Origin of the sequence: Antrihabitans cavernicola (assembly GCF_008297975.1) — a bacterium.
GTDB lineage: Bacteria > Actinomycetota > Actinomycetes > Mycobacteriales > Mycobacteriaceae > Antrihabitans > Antrihabitans cavernicola.
This window is the reverse complement of record NZ_VLNY01000020.1, coordinates 1-25,279: the sequence shown is the minus strand read 5'-3', so window position 1 is coordinate 25,279 and position 25,279 is coordinate 1. Positions and strand designations below refer to the sequence as shown.

General features: G+C 64.2%; 28 protein-coding genes and 1 pseudogene. 24 read left to right on the top strand and 5 right to left on the bottom strand.

What is annotated here, in order from left to right; translation table 11 throughout:
• Positions 1-67: 67 nt before the first annotated feature.
• The 3 genes from FOY51_RS24640 to FOY51_RS24630 all read left to right on the top strand — a co-directional run bounded on the left by FOY51_RS24640 (position 68) and on the right by FOY51_RS24630 (position 2,664).
• The gene (locus FOY51_RS24640; protein WP_149432925.1) at positions 68-823 is read left to right on the top strand and encodes a DUF2127 domain-containing protein; all 756 of its coding nucleotides are present in this window, start codon (positions 68-70) and stop codon (positions 821-823) included.
• Between the two features lie 67 nt (positions 824-890).
• Entirely contained in the window at positions 891-2,204 is a 1,314-nt protein-coding gene (locus tag FOY51_RS24635; protein ID WP_149432924.1) for a salicylate synthase, read from the top strand.
• 73 nt (positions 2,205-2,277) lie between these two features.
• Positions 2,278-2,664 (top strand): hypothetical protein, encoded by a 387-nt coding sequence (locus FOY51_RS24630; protein WP_149432923.1) that lies wholly within the window; start codon positions 2,278-2,280, stop codon positions 2,662-2,664.
• Here FOY51_RS24630 and FOY51_RS24625 read toward each other — a convergent pair.
• Entirely contained in the window at positions 2,645-3,022 is a 378-nt protein-coding gene (locus FOY51_RS24625; protein ID WP_149432922.1) for a cupin domain-containing protein, read from the bottom strand. The two genes, FOY51_RS24630 and FOY51_RS24625, sit on opposite strands and share 20 nt — an antisense overlap.
• A gap of 26 nt (positions 3,023-3,048) precedes the next feature.
• Positions 3,049-4,674: a (2,3-dihydroxybenzoyl)adenylate synthase gene (locus FOY51_RS24620; protein WP_149432921.1), complete on the bottom strand. Its 1,626-nt coding sequence runs from the start codon at positions 4,672-4,674 to the stop codon at positions 3,049-3,051.
• 66 nt (positions 4,675-4,740) lie between these two features.
• On the opposite strand from FOY51_RS24620, the gene FOY51_RS24615 reads away from it, so the two are divergent.
• The 18 genes from FOY51_RS24615 (at position 4,741) to FOY51_RS24530 (ending at position 22,290) form a co-directional block, all read left to right on the top strand.
• Positions 4,741-5,592 carry a helix-turn-helix domain-containing protein gene (locus FOY51_RS24615; protein ID WP_214633147.1) on the top strand — a complete coding sequence of 284 codons (852 nt, stop codon included), beginning with the start codon at positions 4,741-4,743 and terminating at the stop codon, positions 5,590-5,592.
• 75 nt (positions 5,593-5,667) lie between these two features.
• Positions 5,668-6,264 (top strand): dihydrofolate reductase family protein, encoded by a 597-nt coding sequence (locus FOY51_RS24610; protein ID WP_149432920.1) that lies wholly within the window; start codon positions 5,668-5,670, stop codon positions 6,262-6,264.
• Positions 6,261-7,181 (top strand): NAD-dependent epimerase/dehydratase family protein, encoded by a 921-nt coding sequence (locus FOY51_RS24605; protein WP_149432919.1) that lies wholly within the window; start codon positions 6,261-6,263, stop codon positions 7,179-7,181. The genes FOY51_RS24610 and FOY51_RS24605 overlap by 4 nt, the downstream gene beginning before the upstream one ends.
• Positions 7,182-7,254: 73 nt before the next feature.
• Positions 7,255-8,226: an NADPH:quinone oxidoreductase family protein gene (locus tag FOY51_RS24600; protein ID WP_149432918.1), complete on the top strand. Its 972-nt coding sequence runs from the start codon at positions 7,255-7,257 to the stop codon at positions 8,224-8,226.
• Positions 8,223-8,585 carry a hypothetical protein gene (locus tag FOY51_RS24595; protein WP_149432917.1) on the top strand — a complete coding sequence of 121 codons (363 nt, stop codon included), beginning with the start codon at positions 8,223-8,225 and terminating at the stop codon, positions 8,583-8,585. The genes FOY51_RS24600 and FOY51_RS24595 overlap by 4 nt, the downstream gene beginning before the upstream one ends.
• 38 nt (positions 8,586-8,623) lie before the next feature.
• Positions 8,624-9,154, top strand: a complete 531-nt coding sequence (locus FOY51_RS24590; RefSeq protein ID WP_371830487.1) for a DUF3558 domain-containing protein — start codon at positions 8,624-8,626, stop codon at positions 9,152-9,154.
• Positions 9,151-9,699: a DUF3558 domain-containing protein gene (locus tag FOY51_RS24585; protein ID WP_187776455.1), complete on the top strand. Its 549-nt coding sequence runs from the start codon at positions 9,151-9,153 to the stop codon at positions 9,697-9,699. Before FOY51_RS24590 ends, FOY51_RS24585 begins: the two co-directional genes overlap by 4 nt.
• 93 nt (positions 9,700-9,792) lie before the next feature.
• Positions 9,793-10,242, top strand: coding sequence for a DoxX family protein (locus tag FOY51_RS24580; protein ID WP_149432916.1), 450 nt, complete (start codon positions 9,793-9,795; stop codon positions 10,240-10,242).
• Positions 10,243-10,488: 246 nt separating this feature from the next.
• The gene (gene rpsL / locus FOY51_RS24575; protein ID WP_008714048.1) at positions 10,489-10,863 is read left to right on the top strand and encodes a 30S ribosomal protein S12; all 375 of its coding nucleotides are present in this window, start codon (positions 10,489-10,491) and stop codon (positions 10,861-10,863) included.
• A 1-nt stretch (position 10,864) separates the two neighbouring features.
• Positions 10,865-11,335 (top strand): 30S ribosomal protein S7, encoded by a 471-nt coding sequence (gene rpsG, locus FOY51_RS24570; RefSeq protein ID WP_149432915.1) that lies wholly within the window; start codon positions 10,865-10,867, stop codon positions 11,333-11,335.
• 97 nt (positions 11,336-11,432) lie between these two features.
• A complete protein-coding gene (gene fusA, locus FOY51_RS24565; RefSeq protein ID WP_149432914.1) occupies positions 11,433-13,535 on the top strand; it encodes an elongation factor G in 2,103 nt (700 codons plus the stop codon).
• 98 nt (positions 13,536-13,633) lie between these two features.
• Positions 13,634-14,827: an elongation factor Tu gene (tuf, locus tag FOY51_RS24560; protein WP_149432913.1), complete on the top strand. Its 1,194-nt coding sequence runs from the start codon at positions 13,634-13,636 to the stop codon at positions 14,825-14,827.
• 166 nt (positions 14,828-14,993) lie between these two features.
• On the top strand, positions 14,994-16,301 hold the full coding sequence (locus FOY51_RS24555; protein ID WP_149432912.1) for a 3' terminal RNA ribose 2'-O-methyltransferase Hen1: 1,308 nt from the start codon (positions 14,994-14,996) through the stop codon (positions 16,299-16,301).
• Positions 16,298-18,838 (top strand): polynucleotide kinase-phosphatase, encoded by a 2,541-nt coding sequence (locus FOY51_RS24550; protein ID WP_149432911.1) that lies wholly within the window; start codon positions 16,298-16,300, stop codon positions 18,836-18,838. The genes FOY51_RS24555 and FOY51_RS24550 overlap by 4 nt, the downstream gene beginning before the upstream one ends.
• 36 nt (positions 18,839-18,874) lie before the next feature.
• On the top strand, positions 18,875-19,615 hold the full coding sequence (locus tag FOY51_RS24545) for an SDR family NAD(P)-dependent oxidoreductase (RefSeq protein ID WP_149432937.1): 741 nt from the start codon (positions 18,875-18,877) through the stop codon (positions 19,613-19,615).
• Entirely contained in the window at positions 19,612-20,805 is a 1,194-nt protein-coding gene (locus FOY51_RS24540; protein ID WP_149432910.1) for an NAD(P)/FAD-dependent oxidoreductase, read from the top strand. Before FOY51_RS24545 ends, FOY51_RS24540 begins: the two co-directional genes overlap by 4 nt.
• A 10-nt stretch (positions 20,806-20,815) precedes the next feature.
• Entirely contained in the window at positions 20,816-21,568 is a 753-nt protein-coding gene (locus FOY51_RS24535) for a glutamate racemase (protein WP_149432909.1), read from the top strand.
• The gene (locus FOY51_RS24530; protein WP_235916717.1) at positions 21,565-22,290 is read left to right on the top strand and encodes a DNA alkylation repair protein; all 726 of its coding nucleotides are present in this window, start codon (positions 21,565-21,567) and stop codon (positions 22,288-22,290) included. The genes FOY51_RS24535 and FOY51_RS24530 overlap by 4 nt, the downstream gene beginning before the upstream one ends.
• Before the next feature lie 5 nt (positions 22,291-22,295).
• Here FOY51_RS24530 and FOY51_RS24525 read toward each other — a convergent pair whose 3' ends face one another.
• From FOY51_RS24525 to mftR, 3 genes are read right to left on the bottom strand one after another with little or no spacing between them, the layout of a single operon-like run.
• Positions 22,296-23,351 (bottom strand): ferredoxin--NADP reductase, encoded by a 1,056-nt coding sequence (locus tag FOY51_RS24525; protein ID WP_149432908.1) that lies wholly within the window; start codon positions 23,349-23,351, stop codon positions 22,296-22,298.
• 47 nt (positions 23,352-23,398) lie between these two features.
• Positions 23,399-24,019, bottom strand: coding sequence for a mycofactocin system transcriptional regulator MftR2 (gene mftR2, locus FOY51_RS24520; RefSeq protein ID WP_149432907.1), 621 nt, complete (start codon positions 24,017-24,019; stop codon positions 23,399-23,401).
• Positions 24,012-24,647: a mycofactocin system transcriptional regulator MftR gene (mftR, locus tag FOY51_RS24515; protein WP_149432906.1), complete on the bottom strand. Its 636-nt coding sequence runs from the start codon at positions 24,645-24,647 to the stop codon at positions 24,012-24,014. The genes mftR2 and mftR overlap by 8 nt, the downstream gene beginning before the upstream one ends.
• A gap of 82 nt (positions 24,648-24,729) precedes the next feature.
• Here mftR and mftA point away from each other — a divergent pair, with 82 nt between their 5' ends.
• The 3 genes and pseudogenes from mftA to FOY51_RS24500 all read left to right on the top strand — a co-directional run.
• Positions 24,730-24,825: a mycofactocin precursor MftA gene (gene mftA / locus FOY51_RS24510; RefSeq protein ID WP_149432905.1), complete on the top strand. Its 96-nt coding sequence runs from the start codon at positions 24,730-24,732 to the stop codon at positions 24,823-24,825.
• 5 nt (positions 24,826-24,830) lie between these two features.
• Positions 24,831-25,133, top strand: coding sequence for a mycofactocin biosynthesis chaperone MftB (gene mftB, locus FOY51_RS24505; RefSeq protein ID WP_149432904.1), 303 nt, complete (start codon positions 24,831-24,833; stop codon positions 25,131-25,133).
• Positions 25,130-25,279, top strand: a pseudogene (locus FOY51_RS24500) (mycofactocin radical SAM maturase); the annotation flags it as partial. The gene mftB and the pseudogene FOY51_RS24500, both read left to right, overlap by 4 nt.

The following is a 25,279-nucleotide window of genomic DNA, read 5'->3' as shown; positions in this document are numbered from 1 at the left end:
GTTCATTGTCCGATTCCCGAGCCGTGCATGTGAGCCGTTTTGGCAATTCCGCCGCTAGGCTTCTCCCGTGGATTTCGCGCTGAGGTCGTGCAGTTGGCGAGGGCATGAAACGTACGCCCCGGATGAGCCCGCATTGCGGGACCGACTCCACGTCGAGACCGCGGCGGGCGATGCGTGGCGGTGCCTGCGTTGCGGCAATTTCGTGCCCGCGCCGCCACGACGATCCGGGCCCGCCGACGAGGCACCCGAAGTGCCGCACGGCAAACTGCTGCGCGATCGGTGGATCATGCGTGTGCTGGCGGTGGAACGATTGGTCCGTGCCCTGATCTTGATCGGTATTGCGTTTGCCGTCTTCAAGTTTCGAGGTTCCAAGGGCAGTGTCCGCGATGCGTTCGACAGCGAACTGCCGCTCTTACGCCCGATCGCCGATCAGCTCGGCTGGAACATCGACGACTCGAAGATCGTCCGCGCCATCGATTCCGCGTTCTCGTTGTCGACCAACACGCTGCTGCTGATCGGCATCGGCTTCATCGCGTACGCGGTGCTGCAGTTGATAGAAGCGGTAGGACTCTGGCTGGTGAAGCGCTGGGGCGAGTATTTCGCCGTCGTCGCGACCAGCATCTTCCTCCCGCTGGAGATCTACGAACTCACCGAGAAGGTGACGGTTCTGCGCGTCGGGGCGTTTGTGGTCAACGTTGCCGCCGTCGTGTGGTTGATCTGGAGCAAACGACTGTTCGGTGTGCGCGGGGGCGGCGCCGCGTACCACGCCGAACACAGTGCCGAAAGCCTGCTGACTGTCGAACGTGCTGCCGTAGATTCCTGATCATCAAGAGGTAATGCTAACCTCACTTCCAGCTTAGTTAGGCGAGCCTTTCCAAACTGGAGGAACTATGTCGACCACGCACGAGGAATTGCGGATCGAGGCTCCGGTGGATGCCCTCGACACGGTGGCGCGCCTGGCCGCGTCGGGTCGGTTCGCCGAGTACGTGGTGTACGAACGACCAGGTGAGTGGGTATTCGCCGGAGACACGCTCGGTGGCGTAGAACTCGACACCGATGAACTGCGGGTCAGCTGGGACGGTCAGGTCCGCGCAACGACGTGGGTCGGGCGTCCTGCAATCGCGCTCGACGAAGCGCTCGCGTCGCTGCCGATAGGCGATCGCCAGGCGTACGGCTGGATCGGGTTCGAGTTCTGCGCATACACGTTGGACGCGGAGCAGCACCTGGAAGGCGTGCACGAACTCGCTCGTCTGATGGTGCCGCGAATCGAGGTGCGCATCGACGGTTCCGGCATGACGATCGTCGGGTGCGACGACGCCGAGCGCGACGAGATTCGCGCCATCGTGAATGCTGCCGACGGTCCGGATCCACTCGCCGAGCCCGTCGACATTCGCGCCGATGCAACCGACTACCGAGGTCGCGTCGCCACTGCGGTCGCGGAGATCGCGGCAGGCGGCTATCAAAAGGTAATTCTGTCGCGGAAGGTCGATCTGCCCTTCGCCGTCGACATGCCGGCCACCTACCGACTCGGTCGCGCGCACAACACTCCCGCGCGTTCGTTCCTGCTGCGGATGGGTGGGCTGGAGGCGGCCGGATTCAGCCCCGAGTTGGTGGCCGCCGTCGACGAGGACGGGGTGGTGACAACCGAGCCACTGGCGGGCACGCGCGCGTTCGGACGCGGTGTCGCGGCGGACTCGGCGGCTCGTATCGACCTCGAGTCCGATCCCAAAGAGATTGTGGAGCATGCTGTTTCGGTGCGCACGTCGGTGGCTGAGATCGAATCGGTTGCCATCCCGGGTACGTCGTCCGTATCGGACTTCATGACCGTGCGCGAGCGTGGCAGCGTCCAGCATCTGGCGTCTACGGTGCGCGGTCAGCTGTCCGAGCACCACTCGCACTGGGAAGCGCTCGAGGTGCTGTTTCCCTCCGTGACGGCGTCCGGTATTCCGAAGCGTGAGAGCGTCGACACCATATTCCGGCTCGACGGCGCTGCGCGTGGACTGTATTCGGGTGCGGTGGTGACGGTTTCGTCCGAAGGCGTGCTCGAAGCCACGTTGGTCCTGCGTGCGGTCTATCAGCAGAACGGCAAAGCCTGGCTGCGTGCCGGTGCCGGTGTGATCGAGCAGTCGCGGCCCGAGCGTGAGTTCGAGGAGACCTGCGAGAAGCTCGCCAGCGTCTCGCCCTACGTCGTGCGCAGACTCTGATACGAACGACCGATACGGATTGCTCCCGAAGCGATTACAGTGCGAAAGACTGTTTGACCGCGGAAGGGGAAATATGCGATCCACCACTATCCTCACGGTGCTTGCGGGCACTGCGATCGTCATGGGAATCGCGTCGGGAACCGCTGCTGCGGCCACCCCGCTCGTCGACCCGGGCAATGGCCGACTGGGTGTCAGCCTCACGCCGGGAGAAACCACGGCAGTGTCCGAAGGTCCGGTTCCTGCCCTGGTCGAGCGGGCTTTTGCCGGTCGGACAACGGGTGTTCGGCTCGCTCCCGGTTCGAGCTACAGCGACAGCAACGGCCGTATCGACACCAGCCTGGAGGATCTGTTTCGCGAAACAGCCTCGCACCCAGGCGGATACATCAACGCATACCTCACAGATCCGAACAATCCGGCAAACCAGGACGTATCACTCGTCATCACCGAGCACTGGAACTGAGCGAGTCGTCGTAGGCCGCTGTGCGGTCGCCGCCGGCACTACCGGTGTTGGCGACACCGGACGGCTCGATCAGCACGGCGTGTACCTCGCCGTCGGCGATCGGGCAATGTTCGACGCCCTTCGGCACCACGTACAGCTGACCGGGGTGGAGTACCACATCGCCGTCGTGTAGCTGGATCGTGAGTACGCCGTCGACCACCAGGAACAACTCGTCCGTGTCGTCGTGGCTGTGCCACACGAATTCGCCTTGGACCTTGACGACCTTGATCTCGTAGTCGTTGAGGCGTGCCACCACCTTCGGTGACCACTGTTCGGTGACGAGCGACAGTTTCTGGACGATATCGACCGGTTGTGGCATGGCTCCAGAATTGCACCGATTCGCGCTCAGTGCGCGATCTGCTCCGCCAACGCTCGCTTGTCGATCTTTCCGACCGCGGTGACCGGCAACTGCGTTGCCCGGTGCAGGGAGTCCGGCAGCTTGAACGCGGCGAGTCCTCGGTCGGTCAGGAAGGCTTTGATCTCGGCCAGCGTGGGTGAGTCGACCAGCGCATCCAGAACGACTGCGGCGCAAACTTTTTCGCCGAGCGAGTCGTCGGGTAGTCCGACAGCTGCCGCGTGTCGGATGGCGGGGTGCGCGAGCAGATGTTCTTCGAGTTCGTCGCACGACACGTTTTCGCCGCCGCGGTTGATCACGTCCTTGATGCGACCGGTCACCATCAGATGGCCGGACGCCAGGCGTCGAACCAGGTCGCCGCTGCGGTAGAAGCCGTCTGCTGTGATGGCTCGTGCGTTGTGTTCTTCGGCGCGGTAGTAGCCGCGGATCGTGTACGGCCCGCGGGTGAGCAACTCGCCTTCGACGCCGTCGGGAACGTCGTTGCCCTCGCCGTCGACCACCCGCACTTCGTCGGCGTCGGAGAGCGGCCTGCCCTGAGTGGTGCAGATCAGCTCGTCCGAGTCGTTCAAACGCGTGTAGTTGAGCAACCCCTCGGCCATGCCGAAGACCTGCTGCAACTGCGCATTCAAGGCTGGTGTCACAGCGCGAGCGTTGGATTCGGCGAGTTTGGCTCCACCCACTTGCAGTAGGCGGAGCGACTCGATGTTCGCGTCTTCCCATTCGACTGCCGCGCACCACAGTTGGGCCAGCGGCGGGACCACCGCTGTGATCGTGACCTTGTTGCGCTCGATGGTGGCGAACGAACTCTCGGGACTGGGATCTTCGATCAGGCAGACAGCGCCGCCCATACCCAGCGTTCCGAGGATGCCCGGGCAGGCAAGCGGAAAGTTGTGCGCGGCAGGGAGTGTGGCGAGGTAGACGTCGGCGCTGTCGAGCCGACAGAGCTCGGCACTGGCGCGAGCGTTGTAGGCGTAGTCGTCGTGGGTCCGAGGGATGAGCTTGGGCACGCCCGTCGTGCCGCCGGACACCAGGAGCAACGCGATGTCGGTTGGATCGATGTCCGGGAGCGCGACGCGATCTCGCGCAACGTCGCTCAGGCTCAGGTACGGCCCCGGATCGCCTGCAACCAGAACATGGCGCATGGACGGAACCCTGTGCTGCACGGTGCGCGCGAGTTCGCGATAGTCGAAGCCGGCCGCGGTGTCGGCGATGACGTAGCCGACCGCACCGGAAAGCTCTGCCAGATGCCCGATTTCGGCGCTGCGATGGGCAGGCAGACACATCACCGGAATCGCGCCGGCGCGCAACAGCCCGAACAGGGTCGTCACGAACTCGGGTCGGTTGGGCAGTTGCATCACCACTCGGTCGCCGGGTTCGATACCGAGTGCGATCAGTCCGGCAGCCAGTCGGTCGGCTGCAACGTCGAGGTCGGCGTAGCTGATCGGATCGCCGTCGGTGAGCACCGCGGTTCGAGTCGGCCACCGCGTCGCGGCGTCGCTCAGAATCGCGCCGAGCGTGGTGCCGCGCCACAGGTCGGCTGCGCGGTACGAGGCGGCGATGTCGTCGCGAAACGGAACGAACCCCTCGCGATGCGAGGCAGCGGTGTGCGAGGTCATGACGTCCTTCGTCCAAACAGCAAGGTAAGGCAACCCTACCTTGATTGTCGGTGCGAAGATGTCCAGGTGGGTTCTGATGTGATGGCCGCGTCCTACATCGAGCGTCCGCCGCTGCCGGAGCTCGCCGGCGTGGTTCGAACGGTCTGGATTCAGCGGACCGGCAACACGTCCTACGTGCAACGGCACTTGCCGACCGGCGGTATCGAGATCCACTTTCCGATCGGCGGCGAACCGCAACTGATCGGTCCGCTCACCGGACCGATGATCGATGTCATTCCCGCCCGCACCACCATCGTGGGTGCGCGGTTCAAACCGGGATGTGCGCCGCCGCTGCCCGAGATGCTCGACGACGTGGTCGACCGACGAGTGGACCTGACGCAGCTGTGGGGGAGTGCCGCGCACCGACTAGTCGACACGATGGCCGAGGCGGGGACGCCCGAGCGTGCGCTGGCGATCATGCAAGCGCATCTCGCGGAGCGGTTTCGGCGAGCGATCCGCACCGATGCTCTGATGCGCGAGGCGGTGACCGCGTTGATGCCGTGGCATCCGGTCGGCATCGATACCGTCGCCACTGCATTCTCGCTCTCTCCGAGCCAGTTGCGTCGCCGCTGCCTGCAGGCCGTCGGGACAAGTCCCAAGGTGCTGCAGCGGACCTTGCGATTTCAGGGATTTCTCGCACTGGCGCAAGCCGGTGCGGTAGCCACCGGTCGACGCGGCGCCGACGGGATGGCAGGGGTTGCGATCGACGCGGGATACGCCGATCAGGCGCATCTGAGTCGAGAGTGCCTCCGCCTCACCGGGTGCACGCCGCGTCAACTTCTCGGCGGTGACATCGACCGATGCGAGTGCGGGCACGACCATTCGGCCTCGTACGCACCGTTTCTCGCCACTCGTAGGGGTCCGCTACTGCGAGGCTGATCGTGCTCGATTTGTTCAAGACTCGGTGCCCGGAAGTTCGTACGGTGAGTCGTCGGACAGCAGCGAAGGAGAGAAATGAGCAAGGTGTTCAGCGCTTTGGCGGTCTCGGTCGACGGATACATCACCGGTCGCGAGCCCGGCCCGGGCCGGGGACTCGGCGACGCGGGGATGCTCTTCGACTGGTATTTCGACGGCGACGTTCCCAGCCGGGTCTTCGACAGCTTCAGGCTCAGCGAGGCCAGCGCTCGGGTCTTCGATGCACTGGCAGGCCGCGTCGGTGCCTGCATCGCAGGCCGCAACACCTACGACGACTCCGACCGGTTCGGCGACGACGGCAGCCCGCAACCGGGAGTGCCCTTGTTCGTTCTCAGCCACCGACCCGCACCGCAGATGGGCGGTAACCAAACGCTGATCACGACCGGGCTGGCGGACGCCGTTGCGGCGGCTCGCGCCGCTGCGAATGGCAAGGATGTTGCCCTGATGGGTGGGGTCCTGTTGACCGAAGCGCTGAAGGAAGGCCTGGTCGACGAGGTGGTCCTGCATCAGGTGCCCATCCTGCTCGGCGAGGGGCGCCCCTATTTCGACAGTCTCCCCGCACATATCGAACTGCGCTTGCTCGAAGCGGTCGCCGCGCCCGGTGTCACCCACCTCCACTACGAGGTGGTCCGATGATTCTGGTGACCGGCGGGCTGGGCATGATCGGCGCGCACACCGCCCGCGCGCTTCTCGATCTCGGACATGAGGTTGTGGTCACGGCGCACAGGCGAACCGACGTCCCGTCGTTCCTCGAGGGACGTGTCACCGTCGAATCTCTCGACGTCACGGATCGCAACGCCTTTCTTGCACTCGGGGATCGTCACGACATCAGCGATATCGTCCACCTCGCGGGCAGCCTTCCCGGCGCGGATCCGATCGACTATTTCCGAACCGACACGATCGGCCTGCTCAACGCACTCGATGCCGCCCGCGCCTGGGGAGTGCGCCGGTTCGCGGTCGCGAGCAGTCTCGGCGTGTATATCGGTCGGGCCGAAACGCCGTGGCACGAAGACCTTTCGCTACCGACGGCGGCGCTGCCACACCTGATCATCGCGTTCAAGAAGGCCGTCGAACCGCTGACCACGCACGGCCTTGCAGGTAGCGGCGTAGCGCCGGTTGTGCTTCGGATCGGGACGATCTGGGGTCCGCTGGTCGACCCGGAATCGCCGTTCTTCCACATCCCGTCCTACATCAGCGCCGTGCTTCGCGGTGAGGAGCCGCAGCAGCTGCACGCCGACGACGGCGGTGACTGCTGTTACGCGCCGGATGCGGGTCGCGCGATCGCTCTGCTGATCGACGCGGACGAATTGCGGCACGACACCTACAACGTCTCCAGCGGAAAACCGTTCACCAATCGCGACTTCGGGGATGCGTTGCGCGCGTTCGCTCCCGACCTGCGCATCGAGCAGCCGCCGGGTCGCAGCGGCGGTGCAGGCGCGGACCCGTACCTCGACATATCTCGGCTGACAGCAGACACCGGGTTCACGCCGAAGTTCGACGTCGCATCGGCCGTTGCCGACTATGTCGCGTGGCGAGGCAACAACGTCCGCTGACGGCCCCGAAGGTCGGCACATCGGATCGGCTAAGTTCGGATTCGTATTCGACGTACGCCACCGAGAGGACGCCATGCGTGCAATTCAGGTCACCCGACTCGACGGTCCAGAGGCGGTGGAGCTCGTCGATATCGACGAGCCGAGTGGCGACGATCTTGTCGTCGTCGAGGTGCACGCGGCAGGCGTCGCGTTTCCCGACGCGCTGATGAGTCGCGGGCTCTACCAGTACAAGCCGGACCTGCCGTTCGTTCCCGGCGGCGAGGTTGCGGGCATCGTGCGATCGGCGCCCGCTGGTGCCCGCGTGTCGGCGGGGGACCGCGTTGTCGGTCTGACGATGCTGGGTGGGGGAATGGCCGACGTTGCCGCGCTGCAACCCGATCTCGTATTTCCGTTGCCCGACAACGTATCTCTGGAGGCCGGCGCCGGTCTGCTTTTCAACGACCTGACCGTCCACTTCGCGCTCCGCGACCGCGGCCGACTACATGACGGCGAGACGGTGCTGGTGCACGGTGCGGCAGGCGGTATCGGCACATCGACGCTGCGACTTGCCCCGGTGCTCGGAGCGGGCCGGACGATCGCAGTCGTGAGCACCGAAGACAAGATCGCTGTCGCCCGTGCTGCCGGTGCCACCGACGTGGTCCTCGCCGACGGCTGGCTGAAGGCGGTCAAAGAGCTGACGGACGGCAAGGGCGTCGACATCGTCGTGGATCCGGTCGGCGGTGACCGGTTCACCGACAGCGTCCGCTCCTTGGCACCCGGCGGACGACTGCTGGTTCTGGGTTTCACGGGCGGCGAGATTCCGACGGTGAAGGTGAACCGGTTGCTGCTGGGCAACGTCGAGGTAGTCGGCGTGGGCTGGGGAGCCTGGTGGATGACGCACAAGGAGTTTCTGGCCGAGCAGTGGACGGACGTCGAGCCGCTGCTGGCGTCGGGGCAGCTGTCGGCACCCGACCCGGTGATCCATCCGTTGGCGGACGCCGGTCAGGCGATCGCGTCGTTGGAGAACCGTTCCGCCAAGGGCAAGGTTGTGCTAGCCGTCCGATGAGCGAACCGCACGAGACGACGCCGGACGTCGATTTCGCCCACACGGACCAGGCGGCTACCAAACGTCGCGAGAAGGCGACGGTGTTGGCCAGGTTCGTGTGGGATCGCGCGATCACCAGTGCGGAACTGCTGGCACTGCCCGACGCGACCCTGCGCAAACTTGCGCGCGCTGCAGGCGCTCATCCGCCGAGTTCGATGGAAACCTGGACCACCGCAGCCGAATTGGTCGATCGCAAATCAGCGTGGGCGCGACAGCACCCGGAAAGTCGGGGTGCGGTCCCCGCCCACTCCGACGAAAAGATCATGTGGGTCAAACCGCCCATCACGCCGTTTCGTTCGACTCGCTCGGCAACCGACTGACGCCTCCCACCACCGTGGCGTCGGTAGAGTCTGCGAGTGTGCGGACAAAGCTCACGGCAGTCGCGGCGATATCTCTCGCGTTGCTGATGTCGGGTTGCGGCGGCAGCGACGACTCGGCCGACAACTCGGACGCGGCGGCAACGAGCGCTCCCGCGAAGCCCGCTGCGCCCGGCCCGTTCTTCGGAGAATGCGGCTCGGTCACCGATCAGGAAGTGCTCGCCGCGTTCGCGATGCCTGCCTTACCCGTGGTCTGGCGCAACTCGGTCGGCTGCGTGTGGGAGGCCAGCGGACCGCAGGGGCCGAGCGTCAGTTTCTCCTGGTACCGCGGCAGCCCGATCGGACGTGAAGCCGCGGGCTCCGGCCTGATCGGCAGGCCGCCCGAGACCATCGACGTGAAGGGCCACCCAGGATTCAAGGGTTCGGCAGGAAACCAACTATGCGAGATCGGCGTGCAATTCGGCGACGACTTCATCCACTGGTCGGTCACCTACGCCGATGTGCCGGCGACGGCCGATCCTTGCAAGGTCGCCAACGATCTGGCCGAGCTGACAGTGTCGAGGGCGAAATGACAACACGACTGCGCAGGCTGCCACTCGCCTTGGCCGCTGTTGCCGTTGCGACGATGGCGGCGGGTTGCGGTTCCACGATTCAAGGCACGGCGTTACCCGAGGGTTCGTCGACGGCCATCAAGGACTACGGCAAATACAAGGACGTCCTGCAGGAATGCGACGCCGTTGCCGACGACCTGATCGCCAAGACAGTCGGCGGTGACTCGATCGAACGCGGGTTCTTCGGCGCGATCTGCCGCTGGGACGTCGCCGGTCCGGCAGGCAACACCAAGGTGACGTTCAACTGGTTCGAGTCCGGTTCGCTGCAGGTGGAACGCGCGGCCACCGAGAAGCTGCAGTACGCGATCAAGGACATCGCTATTCAAGGCCGCAAGGCGTTTCAGTCGCAGCCGCCCAACGATCCCGACTCGTGCGGCGTCACGGCAGGCTCGCCGAGCTCCGGAATCATCGGCTGGTGGGTGCAATACCGGCCCGGCGCCGCCCATCCGGACCCCTGCCAGGCCGCCGTGAAGCTCGCCGAACTGACGTTGAACCTCAGCAGGTAGTGGAAATCTGAACGAATCTCCCGCGTCGTACGTGGATAGGTCGGAAGCGCTTCCGATTTCTCCGACATCCACTACGACGATCAGAGGTCCGTCATGTCAGTGCTGCGCTTGCCCTTTTCGAACGCCGAAACCGTGTCCGGATTACGCGCCTCAGGTGTTGCGCGGGGCACCCCGCTCTGGTTCGTTCTCGGCTTCTTCCGAATCATCACCGGCCTGCTCTTCGTGTTCCACGGTCTTTCCGAACTCTTCGGAATCCCCGTCGCGCCGTACGGCGGTCAGACGGCGGCGTTCCTCAGTTGGCCGCATTGGTGGGCGGGTGTCATCGAGCTGATTGCCGGCATCCTGGTGACGGTGGGCTTCGGTACCCGCGTCGCGGCGCTGCTGTGCTCCGGGGCCATGGCCTACGCGTACCTGGTCGTCCATCAGAAGACCGGCCTGTGGCCGATAGAGAACGGCGGCGACCTGCCGATACTGTTCTGCTGGAGCTTCTTCCTCATCGCGTTCGCGGGGCCGGGTGCCTTCGCGATCCGCCGCGCGCTTTGACCCGAAGGCGCGCAGACAGGTACTGTGGATCGCTGTGCCCGGAGTACGCGGGCAGGATTGTATGCAAGGTAGAGGCCAGCGAGAGCGGCTGACAATTCAGCTGTGCCTTGAATTGGGCCACTACCCGCGTGCGACACGCCCGACCTCGGGATGCGAGGCAGGGCCCATGACAAGTACGAACAAGCTGACAAGCACGAACACGCAATATCCCAGATACGAAGCGTCGAAACAGAGGAAAGCCGGTACATGCCAACCATCAACCAGCTGGTCCGCAAGGGTCGCACCGACAAGGTCGCGAAGCTGAAGACCGCCGCCCTGAAGGGCAGCCCCCAGCGCCGCGGCGTGTGCACTCGCGTGTACACGACCACCCCGAAGAAGCCGAACTCGGCGCTGCGTAAGGTCGCGCGTGTTCGCCTCACCAGCTCGGTCGAGGTCACGGCATACATCCCCGGTGAAGGCCACAACCTGCAGGAGCACTCGATGGTGCTCGTGCGTGGCGGTCGAGTTAAGGACCTCCCCGGCGTTCGCTACAAGATCATCCGCGGCTCGCTCGACACCCAGGGTGTCAAGAACCGCAAGCAGGCCCGCAGCCGTTACGGCGCCAAGAAGGAGAAGAGCTGATATGCCACGCAAGGGCCCAGCACCCAAGCGTCCGCTGATCAACGATCCTGTCTACGGATCGCCGTTGGTCACGCAGCTTGTCAACAAGATCCTGCTCGACGGCAAGAAGTCGACTGCCGAGCGCATCGTCTACGGCGCGCTCGAGCAGGCACGCGAGAAGACGGGCACCGACCCGGTCGTCACCCTCAAGCGTGCACTCGACAACGTCAAGCCCGCCCTCGAGGTGAAGAGCCGTCGTGTCGGTGGCGCCACCTACCAGGTGCCGGTTGAGGTTCGTCCGGGTCGCTCCAACACTCTCGCGTTGCGCTGGTTGGTCACGTTCTCCCGCGCACGTCGTGAGAAGACGATGGTCGAGCGTCTCGCCAACGAGCTGCTCGACGCGAGCAACGGCCTCGGAGCATCGGTGAAGCGTCGCGAAGACACTCACAAGATGGCCGACGCGAACAAGGCTTTCGCCCACTACCGCTGGTGACGTCCGACGTCGGGACCGGCACTTTTCGTCCGGTCTCGACGTTATGCACGTTGAAAATCAGAACGAGACCTACTAGCTAGAAGCGGGGAAGAATCCTGTGGCACAGGACGTGCTGACCGACCTCAACAAGGTCCGCAATATCGGCATCATGGCGCACATCGATGCCGGCAAAACCACCACTACCGAACGCATCCTCTTCTACACCGGTATCAGCTACAAGATCGGTGAAGTCCACGATGGCGCAGCCACCATGGACTGGATGGAGCAGGAACAGGAACGTGGCATCACGATCACGTCGGCTGCCACCACCTGCTTCTGGAACGACAACCAGATCAACATCATCGATACGCCCGGCCACGTCGACTTCACGGTCGAGGTCGAGCGGTCGCTGCGTGTTCTCGACGGTGCCGTTGCCGTGTTCGACGGCAAGGAAGGCGTCGAGCCGCAGTCCGAGCAGGTCTGGCGTCAGGCCGACAAGTACGACGTCCCGCGCATCTGTTTCGTCAACAAGATGGACAAGCTCGGCGCGGACTTCTACTACACGGTCCAGACCATCAAAGACAGGTTGGGCGCTCGTCCTCTCGTCATTCAGCTGCCGATCGGTGCCGAGAACGACTTCGAAGGCATCGTCGACCTGGTCGAGATGAACGCCAAGGTGTGGCGTGGCGAGACGAAGCTCGGTGAGACCTACGAGACCATCGAGATTCCGGCCGAGCTCAAGGAGCGGGCCGACGAGTACCGCACCGAGCTGCTCGAGACCGTTGCCGAGTCCGACGAGGCACTTCTCGAGAAGCACTTCGGCGGCGAAGAGCTGACGATCGACGAGATCAAGGCCGCCATCCGCAAGCTCACGGTCAGCTCGGAGCTGTACCCGGTGCTGTGTGGTTCGGCGTTCAAGAACAAGGGCGTTCAGCCCATGCTCGACGCCGTCATCGACTACCTCCCGTCCCCGCTGGACGTCGAGGCCACCACCGGCCACGTGCCCGGTAAGGAAGAGGAGCTTCTCACTCGGAAGCCCGACGCCACCGAGCCGTTCGCCGCGCTGGCATTCAAGGTCGCGACGCACCCGTTCTTCGGCAAGCTGACCTATGTCCGCGTGTATTCGGGCAAGGTCGACTCCGGCTCCCAGGTCATCAACTCGACCAAGGAGAAGAAGGAGCGTCTGGGCAAGCTCTTCCAGATGCACTCCAACAAGGAGAACCCGGTGGCGACCGCCAGTGCCGGTCACATCTACGCCGTGATCGGTCTGAAGGACACGACGACGGGCGATACGCTCTGCGATCCGCAGCAGCAGATCGTTCTCGAGTCGATGACGTTCCCGGACCCGGTCATCAACGTCTCCATCGAGCCGAAGACCAAGTCGGACCAGGAGAAGCTCGGCACCGCGATCCAGAAGCTCGCCGAAGAGGATCCCACCTTCTCGGTGAAGCTCGACGACGAGACCGGCCAGACCGTCATCGGCGGCATGGGCGAGCTCCACCTCGACATCCTCGTCGACCGTATGCGTCGCGAGTTCAAGGTCGAGGCCAACGTCGGCAAGCCGCAGGTCGCGTACCGCGAGACCATCACCAAGTCGGTGGAGAAGCACTCCTACACCCACAAGAAGCAAACGGGTGGTTCCGGCCAGTTCGCCAAGGTCATCATCAACATCGACCCGTTCCACGGCGAAGACGGTGCGCACTACGAATTCGAGAACAAGGTCACCGGTGGCCGTGTTCCGAAGGAGTACATCGGATCCGTCGACGCGGGTGCGCAGGATGCCATGCAGTACGGCGTGCTCGCCGGCTATCCGCTGGTGGACGTGAAGGTGACACTGATCGACGGTGCATACCACGACGTCGACTCGTCGGAAATGGCCTTCAAGATCGCGGGCTCCGCAGCCTTCAAGGAAGCGGCCCGTAAGGCCGGTCCGGTTATCCTCGAGCCGTTGATGGCTGTCGAGGTAATCACGCCCGAGGACTACATGGGCGACGTGATCGGCGACCTCAACTCCCGCCGTGGTCAAATTCAGGCCATGGAGGAACGCAGTGGTGCCCGTGTCGTGAAGGCGCTGGTTCCGCTCTCGGAGATGTTCGGCTACATCGGAGACCTTCGGTCGAAGACTCAGGGCCGGGCGAACTACTCCATGGTGTTCGATTCCTACGCAGAGGTTCCGGCCAATGTGTCCAAGGAAATCATCGCGAAGGCCACCGGGGAGTAATACCTCCCGGGAGCTGGACCAGGCACGACCGCACCACCTGTTAATGAAACCGCAATGCTGCACACCCGCAGGCAAATGACAGTCCAGGAGGACACACAGTGGCGAAGGCGAAGTTCGAGCGGACGAAGCCGCACGTCAACATCGGGACCATCGGTCACGTTGACCACGGCAAAACGACGCTGACCGCGGCTATCACCAAGGTTCTGCACGACAAGTACCCGACTCTCAACGAGAGCTTTGCCTTCGATCAGATCGACAAGGCTCCCGAAGAGAAGGCTCGTGGTATCACGATCAACATCTCGCACGTCGAGTACCAGACGGAGAAGCGTCACTACGCTCACGTCGATGCTCCCGGTCACGCCGACTACATCAAGAACATGATCACCGGCGCGGCTCAGATGGACGGCGCGATCCTGGTCGTTGCAGCTACCGACGGTCCGATGCCGCAGACCCGCGAGCACGTGCTGCTCGCTCGTCAGGTCGGTGTGCCGTACATCCTGGTTGCGCTGAACAAGGCCGACATGGTCGACGACGAAGAGATCATCGAGCTCGTCGAGATGGAGGTCCGTGAGCTGCTGTCCGCGCAGGAGTTCGACGGCGACAACGCTCCCGTCGTCAAGGTCTCCGCGCTGAAGGCACTCGAGGGTGACGAGAAGTGGGCCGAGTCGATCCTCGAGCTCATGCAGGCTGTCGACGACTCGGTTCCGGACCCGGTCCGCGAGACGGAGAAGCCGTTCCTCATGCCCGTCGAGGACGTTTTCACCATCACCGGTCGTGGCACCGTTGTCACCGGTCGTGTCGAGCGTGGCCACATCAACGTGAACGAGGATGTGGAAATCGTCGGCATCAAGGAGAAGTCGACCAAGACCACCGTCACCGGCATCGAGATGTTCCGCAAGCTGCTCGACTCCGGCCAGGCGGGCGACAACGTCGGTCTGCTGGTTCGTGGCATCAAGCGTGAAGATGTCGAGCGCGGCCAGGTCGTCGTGAAGCCCGGCACCACCACGCCGCACACCGAGTTCGAGGGCCAGGCGTACATCCTGAACAAGGAAGAGGGCGGCCGCCACACGCCGTTCTTCAACAACTACCGCCCGCAGTTCTACTTCCGTACGACTGACGTGACGGGCGTTGTGACGCTGCCCGAGGGCACCGAGATGGTCATGCCCGGTGACAACACCGAGATGTCCGTCGTGCTGATCCAGCCCATCGCCATGGACGAGGGCCTGCGTTTCGCAATCCGTGAAGGTGGCCGCACCGTCGGCGCCGGTCGGGTTACGAAGATCATTAAGTAGGCTCCGCCTACGGCGATCATCTAAGTAATACCTGCTGCACAGAGCCAACAGTGGCGCCGGTTTCCCGTCGGGGGACCGGCGCCATTGTCGTTCGCGGGGCGGCTGCGGCCCCGGTAGCTGAGTAAACCGGTGGGCGGGTCCAGGCCGGTCCCGTAACGTCGGTGCGGTGCTTGTGACCGTCACCGCCGCTGCGACAACCGATTTCCCCGACACCACCGGAATCGGGTTCCTGCTGCACAAGCATCCCGACCGCGTGCAGACGTTCGAGCTGTCCGTCGGTACGGCGACCGTGTTGTATCCCGAGTCGTCGCAGCAGCGTTCGACCATCGCGGTCGTTGTCGACGACGCGCCTGCGTCGGCGATGGCTGTCGCGTTGTCGAGGCTGTTCAAGCAGACGATCGCAGGCGTGTGCACAACTCGACCCGAACTGGTGGACGCCGCAGCCGAATTGACGATCGAGTTTCCCGCCGTGCCATCACGCGGTGGCGCCGATCTGTCGAAGCGGCTGTTCGGGCCGCTCGGCTGGCAGGTGGTTGCCGAGCCGATTCCACTGGATCCGCAACTGCCGCACTGGGGCAACTCCGAATTCGTGAGTCTGACACTGACCGGAACGCTCGCTCTGTCCGCCGCGTTGCGCCACCTGTACGTGCTGCTCCCGGTTCTCGATGATGCCAAGCACTATTGGGTTGGCGCCGAGGAAGCAGACAAACTTGTTCGGGCAGCAGGGGATTGGCTCGGTGCACATCCAGAGTCCGATCTGATTGCGTCGCGCTACCTGGCGCATCGGCGCGAACTCGTGGCCTCTGCGCTCGACAGGCTGGTGCCCGATGCACCGGACGAGCCTGTCGTGGTGCGCGACCCGTCGCTCGGCGAACAGCGCATCGGTGCGGTGCTCGATCAGCTGCGGACCCTCGGAGCCAAGTCGGTGGTCGACCTCGGCTGCGGTGAAGGCAGGTTGCTGCGTGCGCTGTTCGCCGACCACTCGTTCGGCACGATCGTCGGTGCCGACGTCAGCGACCGAGCGTTGACGAAGGCGCGCAAGCGACTTCGCCTCGACGATCTGTCCGACAGGGAACGGGATCGGATCGCTCTACTGCAGACATCGGCGACGTATCGCGACGCTCGGCTGAGCGGATTCGACGCGATGGTGCTGATGGAGGTGATCGAACACGTCGACCCGCCGCGACTTCCCGCGCTGATCCGGTCGGTCTTCGCGCAAGCCAGAGCGCGCACCGTTCTGGTGACCACACCGAACGCCGAATACAACGCGCTCTACCCCGCGTTGGCGCACGGCGAATTTCGGCACCCAGATCACCGATTCGAGTTCACCAGAACCCAATTCGAGGGATGGGGTGCGGTGGTTGCCTCGGATCACGGCTATACCGTCGCGTTCCATCCGATCGGACCGGTCGACGAGGCATTGGGCGCCCCGACGCAGCTCGCGGTGTTCAGTCGAATCGAGGTGTCGTCATGACCGCCTTCGAGATTCCCGACCTGTCGTTGGTGGTGCTCGTCGGCATCAGTGGGTCGGGGAAGTCGTCGTTCGCCGCGAAGAACTTCGGTCCGTTCGAGACGGTGTCGAGCGATATGTGCCGCGGCATGGTCAGCGACGATCCGAACCTGCAGTCCGCCACCGCAGATGCCTTCGCGTTGTTGGAGTTCATCGTCGCCACCCGGTTGAAGGCGGGCAGGCTGACCGTGGTCGACGCGACCAATGTTCAACCGGCCGCGCGCAAGTCGCTGATCGCGCTCGCGCGCGAATACGATGTGCTGCCGGTAGCCGTTGTTCTCGACGTCCCGGAATCGGTATGTGCACAACGCAATGCGGAACGCGCCGATCGCTCGTTCGGGCGGGAGGTGTTGCGTCGTCAGGACCAGCAGTTGCGGCGGTCGCTGCGTGGCCTGTCGAAGGAAGGGTTTCGAACTGTCCACGTACTCGACGGCATCGACGACGTCGAGGCCGCCACGTTCGTGCGGACACCGCTACGCAGCGACCGCCACGACCTTCGCGGCCCATTCGATGTCATCGGTGATGTGCACGGGTGCCTCGGCGAGCTCGAAACCCTCTTGACGACAATGGGATACACGCTGCGCCGTGACGGCTCCGGTGCAGCGGTCGGTGCGGTTCCGCCGGCTGGTCGTACGGCCGTGTTCCTCGGCGACTACGTGGACCGCGGACCGGACTCCGTCGGCGTACTGCGCCTGGTGATGGGAATGGTCGGTGCAGGTGAGGCGCTGGCGGTGCCGGGCAACCACGAGAACAAGCTCGTCAAGGCGCTGGGTGGACGAAAGACGCGGGGGCGGCAAGTCACCCGATCGCACGGACTGGCCGAGACGCTCGAACAGTTGGACGCCGAGAGTGCGGAATTCCGCCGAGAGGTGCTCGATTTCTGCGACGGGCTGGTCGCGCACCTTGTCCTCGACGGCGGCAACCTCGTCGTGGCGCACGCGGGCTTGATCGAGAAGTATCACGGTCGCGCGTCCGGGCGTGTGCGTAGTTTCGCGCTGTACGGTGACACCACGGGTGAGACCGACGAATTCGGACTTCCCGTCAGATACCCATGGGCGCAGGAGTACCGGGGCTCGGCGATGGTGCTCTACGGTCACACGCCGGTGCCGGAGGCAAAGTGGGAGAACCGCACGATGTGCCTCGATACCGGGTGCGTCTTCGGTGGCAAGCTGACGGCTCTCCGGTATCCGGAGGGCGAACTCGTATCCGTTCCCGCGCAGCAGGTCTGGTATCAGCCGACGAAGCCGCTCGGCGAATTCGTTCGCGAGGCTTCGTCTCTCGACCTGACCGACGTCATCGGCCCGACCGGAGTCGAGACCTCGCTGCGAGGTCGTGTGTCGATTCGTCCCGAGAATGCCGCGGGCGCACTGGAAGTGATGAGCAGGTTCGCTCTCGCGCCGGAGTGGTTGCATTACCTTCCGCCGACGATGGCACCGAGCCGTACAGCCACGCGCGACGGCTACCTCGAATATCCGACGGAGGCGTTCGACGATTACCGGCGCCTCGGTGCGACTGCGGTGATCTGCGAGGAGAAGCACATGGGCTCGCGTGTGGTTGTCGTCGTCTGTCGTGATGCGGAGATCGCCCGGACCAAGTTCGGTGCGATCGGTAACGCGACCGGAACTGCTTACACACGCACCGGCAGGCCGGTGTTCGAGGCGGAGCTCACCGAGGTCCTGGTGGCGTCCATGGCGGCGGCGTTCGAGTCGGCCGGGCTGTGGGACGAGCTCGCTGCCGACTGGGTCATCCTCGATTGCGAGCTCATGCCCTGGTCCGCCAAGGCGGAGGGACTGATCAAGTCGGAGTACGCGACGGCGGGTGCGGTTGCGCGTGCCAACCTGTCGGCCGAGGAGTCGGTGCTGTCGCTTGCTGCCGCCCGCGCTCTCCCCGTCGATGAGCTGCGAGACCGAAACATGCGGCGACGCAGCAATATCGGAGAGTTCACCGATGCCTACCGTCGGTACGTGTGGCCGACCGACGGACTTGTCGGCGTGCGGATCGCACCGTTTCAGTTGCTGGCGAGCAGCAACGGAACGTACGCCGACCGACCGCACTCCTGGCATCTCGAGTTGGCCGACCGGCTTGTCGGTGCTGCACCGACCTTGTTCGCGACCACGCGGCGACTCGAGGTCGACCTGTCGGATGCGGCCTCGGTGACCGCCGCAGAGCGCTGGTGGGAGGAACTGACAGCCGCAGGCGGCGAAGGGATGGTGGTCAAGCCTGCGGAGAATGCCCCGCGCGGCAAGATGCAGCCCGGGATGAAAGTTCGTGGGCGTGAGTATCTTCGGCTGATCTACGGTCCGGACTACACCGAGCCCGATCGATTGAAGTCCTTGCGCGAGCGCAATCTCCGGCACAAGGAGTCGATGGCGCTGCGCGAATACGCTCTCGGTATCGAAGCGCTGGATCGATCGGTCCGGGGCGAGCCGCTGCACAGCATCCACCAGGCGGTGTTCGGTGTGCTGGCGATGGAATCGGAGCCGGTGGACCCACGACTCTAGAAGCGCCTGTGACGTGCTACACAAGATGGCGTGAACATCGACAAGTCAGCACTTGTCACCGGCGGCACCGGTGGCCTTGGAACTGCTGTGACAACCCGGTTGCTCGCCGACGGTTGGCGGGTGGTGGTGCCGTGGATCGTCGAAGCCGAATTGGAGCGACTCGAACCGCACCCGAATCTGGAGCTGATCAAAGCCGATCTGTTCGAGGTGGACAGCGTCGCCGAGGTCGCGGCACTTGCCGGTGGTCGTGAGGACGCGCCGCTGCGCGCGGTGGCCAACCTCGTCGGTGGCTTCGCGATGGGTGCGCCGGTGCATCAGACACCGATCGACGACTTCGAGCATTTGCTGCGCCTCAACCTGCGCCCCACCTACCTGACCACCCATGCCGCGCTGCCCCATCTGATCGATGCCGGCGGCGGATCCATCGTCGCGATGTCGACCAAGGCGGCGTTCGCGCCGTTCTCCGGAGCCGCGGGCTACATCACGTCCAAGGCCGCTGTCTGGGCACTCGTCAGCGCGCTCGCCGTCGAATACAAGGATGCTGGAATTCGCGTCAACGCGATCCTGCCGTCGGTGATCGATACCCCGGGTAACCGTGCGGGACAACCTGATTCGAGCCGCAAGGGTTGGGTGTCCCCGCAAGATATCGCCAATGTGATTGCCTTTCTTTTCGGGCCGGAATCCTCGGCCATCACAGGTGCTCAGGTGCCGGTACCCGGTGTCGAGAAGAGCGGTGTCGAGAAGAGCGGTGTCGAGAAAAGCGGAGTCGGTTCATGAGTGAAGTGGTCATCGTCGGTGCGGGGCTCGGTGGCTTGCGCACCGCCGAGGAACTGCGTCGAGCAGGATTCGAAGGCTCGATCACCCTCGTAGGCAACGAGTCTCACCTGCCCTACGATCGGCCACCGCTGTCGAAAGAAGTGGTCCGCGGCGAACGGCACGAGACCACGCTGAAGCCTGCCGAGTTCTTCGACGAGAAGCAGATCCAATTGCGTCTGGGCGTCGATGCCGAAGGTGTGGACACCACGGCGAAGAAGCTGAAGCTGGGCGACGGTTCCGACTTGGCGTACGACGACCTGATCATTGCCACCGGGCTGCTGCCACGCAGGATTCCGGGTCAGCACGACTTGGACGGCGTCTTCGTGTTGCGCTCGATCGACGACTCGCTGGCACTGAGAGCTGAACTGGCCGAGGGCAAGAAGGCGCTGATCGTCGGTGCCGGGTTCATCGGGTGCGAACTGGCCGCGAGCTTCCGGGCGCGCGGTGTGGACGTAGTTCTCGTCGAGCCCCAGGCGACCCCGCTGGCGTCGGTGCTCGGTGAGCAGATCGGCGGGCTGGTCGCACGCATGCATCGCGACGAAGGCGTCGATCTGCGGTGCGGGATCGGGTTGACCTCGCTGGCCGGCGTGGATGGACGGGTGACGACGGGTGTGCTGAGCGACGGTTCCGAAGTCGCCGTCGACCTCGTGGTGATCGGTGTCGGGTCGGTGCCGGTGACCGGCTGGCTCGCGGAGTCGGGAATTGCCCTTGCCGAGCGGGCCGACGGTGGTGGCGTGCTGGCGGACGAATTCGGTCGCACCGAGACTCCGGGTGTCTGGGCCGTCGGCGATGTGGCCGCGTGGCGCCACGACACCGGTAACCAGAAACGCGTCGAACATTGGACCAACGCGGGCGATCAGGCGAAGGCGCTCGCAGGCGCCCTCGTCGGCAAGGAACCGGCAGGCGCGGCACAGGTGCCGTACTTCTGGAGCGACCAGTACGACATCAAGATCCAGGCTCTGGGTACGCCGTCGGCGAGCGACGACGTGCATATCGCACTCGACGACGGCCGCAAGTTTCTTGCCTACTTCTCCCGTGACGGAGCCCTCACGGGCGTGGTCGGTGGCGGGCTGGCAGGCAGGGTGATGAAGCTGCGCGGCAAGATCGCGGCGGGATCCCCCGTCGCGGAATTGCTGGAGCCGACCGAATAGAGTTGTGGGCGTGATCGTTGCGCTGATCGACTCCGGGCTTGGCATGTTGCCCACCTCGGCGTGGCTGCGCAAACTGCGACCCGATCTCGACCTACTTCTCCTTCTGGACCCGGACGGTGCCCCGTGGGGGCCGAAGTCCGAGGAATGGGTGATCGATCGGGTGGTCGCAACCGCGGAAGATGCGGTGCGACGCGGAGCCGAGGTGATCGTGCTGCCGTGCAACACAGCGAGCGTGACGGCGCTGGACCACGTGCGCAGACGATTTCCCGAAGTCCCGGTGATCGGTACCGTGCCCGCAATCAAACCGGCTGCCGCGGTGTGCTCGTCGGTGGCGATCTGGGCGACCGCGATGACTACTGCAAGCAAGTATCAGGCGCAGCTGATCGAGCAGTTCGGCAACGGAGCCGACGTAGTCGGGATCGCATGCCATGGCCTTGTCGACGCGATCGAGCGTGGCGACATGGACGCGGTGAAAGCCGCCATCGCTGCTGCCGCCGAACGAACACCGGATCGCGTCGAGGCAGTGGTACTCGGCTGCACGCATTACCCGCTGGTCGAGAATCAGATCGCGGCCGCGTTGCCGGCAGGCGTTCGGCTGTTCGACAGCGCGCCCGCGGTTGCGGCACAGACGGTTCGAAGGGTCGACGCTCTCGGTCGGCCTGCCGGAGATGGTTCGATCCAGGTGTTGTTGAGTGGTAGGCCTGGCGAATTGCCCGCGGCAGCAGCAGTTTTCGGTGTTGCGGGGGACTTGGTTCCGCGGTGAGAGCCTCGGACGTGATTGCGGAGTTGGATGCTGTCTCCGATGCAGCCGACGCGAAGCACCTACAACGCTTCTTCAAGACAGGGCCGGGGGAGTACGGCGAAGGCGATGTCTTCATCGGTGTCCGCGTGCCCGCGACGCGCAAAGTGGCGAAGCAGTTTTCCGCCCTCCCGCTGAGCGAAATCGATGTCCTCCTCGACAGCGAAGTCCATGAGCATCGACTGGTGGCGTTGATCATTCTCAACGGGCAGTTCGCGGCGGCCTCGAAACCACGGGCGCTCGACGAGGGCACCCAACGGACGATCTTCGAGCATTATCTCGCGGCCGTTCGACGAGGTCGGGTGAACAACTGGGACCTCGTCGACTCGTCGGCCGAAAACATCATCGGCCCATGGTTGTTCGAGCGTCCGCGTGATCTGCTTTTCGAATTGGTGGTGAGCGACGATCTATGGGAACGCCGCGTCGCGGTGCTGTCGACATTCGATTTCATCAAGCGTGGCGATCCCAGTACGACGTTCGAACTCTGCGAGATCCTGTTACCCGATCGCGCCGATCTGATTCAGAAGGCGATCGGCTGGATGCTCCGCGAGATCGGCAAGCGAGTAGATCGCGATCAGTTGGTGGCGTTCCTCGATGAACATGCGGGCCACATGGGTCGCACCGCACTCAGTTACGCCACCGAACACCTGGACCCCGACGAGCGGGCTCGGCTACGCCGACTGTGAGCGCATCAGAACTCGATCTTCACGAAATCGCTGACCGGATGTGACTGGCAGCCGAGGACATAGCCGTTCTCGATGTCTTCGGGGTCGAGGATCTCGCTGTTGTCCATCTCGACCTTGCCCTCGAGCACCGTGCACGCGCACGATCCGCACTCGCCTTCCTGGCAGGAGTAGGGCACATCGATGCCCTTGGCGAGCATGATGTCGACCAGCGTTTGCTTGCGCGGCCAGTCCATCTTGTGGACCTCGCCGTCCAGCTCGACCTCGACGGTCGCGGCATCGGCCGAGTCCTCTTCGGACAGCTCGACCGGCGCAGAGTCGGTGAACGGGTCGCCCGCCAACGAGTTGAACACCTCGGCGTGGACGCGGGTTCGTGGCACGTTCAGGATGGCCAGCGCATCGTGCACCGCGTCCATGAACGGGGCAGGCCCGCACATGAAGGAATGATGCTCGACGAACGGCGCGACCAGGGTCGCCAGCTGGCGGGCCGTCGGCAGGCCCTGCAGGGTCTCCACCCAGTGCACCACCGCTAGGCGATCCGGGTACTTCGCGGTGAGCTCACGCAGCTCCTCCCCGAAGATCACCGATGCCACGTCGCGGTTCGCATAGACAAGGACGACCGAACCGGTGCCCTGCGACAACGCCGACTTGAGGATCGACATCACCGGCGTGATGCCGCTGCCCGCACCGAACAACAGGAGGTCGTCGTCGAGGTCCTTCGGGGTGAAGACGCCCGACGGCGGCAGAACCTCGAGGGTGTCGCCCACCTTGATGTTGTCGCAGACCCAGTTGGACCCGTAGCCGTCGGACGTGCGCTTGACGGTGACCTTCGGCAGGTCGTCGGTGAAAGGGGAGCTGGCAAGGGAGTAGCACCGAGCCACCGACCCCGTTCGATCACTCGGGATCCGCAGGGTGAGGAACTGGCCGGGCTTGTAGGCGAACTTCTCTTTCAGGTCATCGGGCACATCGAAGACGATCGAACGCGAATCCGCGGTCTCTTCGATGACTCCGGACACGGTGAGCACAACGGATCGTGAGCTGTGCGGCACGTCGACGGTGGTCATCGGGTAGAAATCCTCTCGCGCAAAACTAGAACAGGTTCTAGTTCATGTTACTGGGGCCGCTGCTGGTGAACAAGCTGCACCTCGAGTCCGGCGATCAGTGTCTCGATGCCGAAGTCGTAGAAGTACTCGCTGTCCAGCTCGGTGAGGTGCGGGCGCACCCGCTCGATGGTCGGCGGCAGTACCTGATCCGGGCTCGCCTGGCTGTTGTCCCTGGCGACCTTGCTTCGCCCGAAGAGGTAGATATGAATGGTCGCATATCCGGCGAGCACATTGCGATCCGTGAAGCCCGCATCGACCAGGATCTCCATCACGTCCGCGATGAGCCTGAGCTGTTTGCGCATCATCTGTTCGAGTAGCACGTCACCCAATCCGGGGTGTTTGCGCAGCCGCTCCTCGATCTGATCGATCACGATCCGCAGGCGATGTTGCCAGGTTCCCGAATCGCGGGTCGGCGGGCGGATGCCGGCGAGTGCTGCCGACACCACAAGGTCGAGCAGCTCCTTCTTGTCCGCGACGTAGTAGTACGGAGCCATCGGTGACATGCCGAGTTCGCGAGAGAGCCGTCGCATCGACAGGTTGGCAAGGCCGTCCTTCTGGACGACTCGCAGAGCGGCTTCGACGATCTCGCGCTCGGAGAGCGAGCGGGAAGTGTTCGGTGGCTTACTCATGATCTTGTCCGGTCAGGCCGTTCTGGAGCGCGCTCGCCCCGGAGCGTAGGAGGTCCTGGAGCGAGAGCGAACTGTCGTGCAGCCACTGCTCGTATGCCGCAATCGCGACCGCGAGTACCAGCCACCCCGCAGTGCGCGGACCGTGGTCGTCGGGTTTGGACCCGGTGCGCTTCGCTACGTACTCGGCGATCACGGTGCGCCACCCCTCGTACATGACCATCGAATAGCCCTGCAATGCAGGCACAGTCAGGATCAGCTCCATTCGCGTGCGATGGACCGCTGCTTGCTCGTCGGGAAAAGTGTTGAACTCCAACAGCGCCGCAGTCAGCCCGTCGGCGAGTGTAATACCGGACGGTAGGTCTGCAAGGTGTTCGCGCATTTCCGCGAGATGCACATCGAAGTCGCCCCACGGGACGGCGTTCTTCGACGCGAAGTAGCGAAAGAAGGTGCGACGAGCAATTCCGGCTGCGTCGGCTATCTGATCGATGCTGGTCCCGTCGAATCCGTTGGTGGCGAAGAGCTTCAGTGCGGTGGCCGCAATGTCGTCCTTCGTCGTAGCCGGACGCCTCCCGATCCGGGCGGGCGGCGGTGGCCCGGTCCCGACAGTCGAATCCTCTTGTTGTGCCATCCCCGACACCTTCCTTGTGTTTATGCACTCAATGCCATTACAGTAGTGAGCCTCATCACACATTCGATCTCTGGAGGAAACCATGTCTGATCGCAACGACGTCGTCAACGACACGGATCTCGTCGAAGAGACCCTCGTGGAAGAGGTGTCGATCGACGGCATGTGCGGCGTGTACTGATCGCGATGCCCGCCATCGACCTCGATTCACCCTGGCGGCTACATCCGCAGGTAGCACTGCGCCCCGAGTCGTTCGGGGCTTTGCTCTACCACTTCGGGACTCGCAAGCTGTCGTTCCTGAAGAACCAGACGATCGTCGACATCGTTGCGGCTCTGCCCGACCACGCCGACGCACGATCCGCAATCCGCGCCGCCGGCATCGACGACGACGCCATGCCCGCCTACGCCCGCGCGCTCGGCACGCTTGCCGACTCCACGACGATCGTTCGCGCTGGCCCGGCCACTGCGCAGTCAGAAGGAGCGAAATGACACTCGCCATGCCCGGCCGGTTGGTCGATCAGTTCGAGTTGGGGCTCGATGCTCCGATTTGTTTGACGTGGGAGTTGACGTATGCGTGCAATTTGTCGTGTGTGCATTGTTTGTCGTCGTCGGGGCGTCGTGATCCGCGGGAGTTG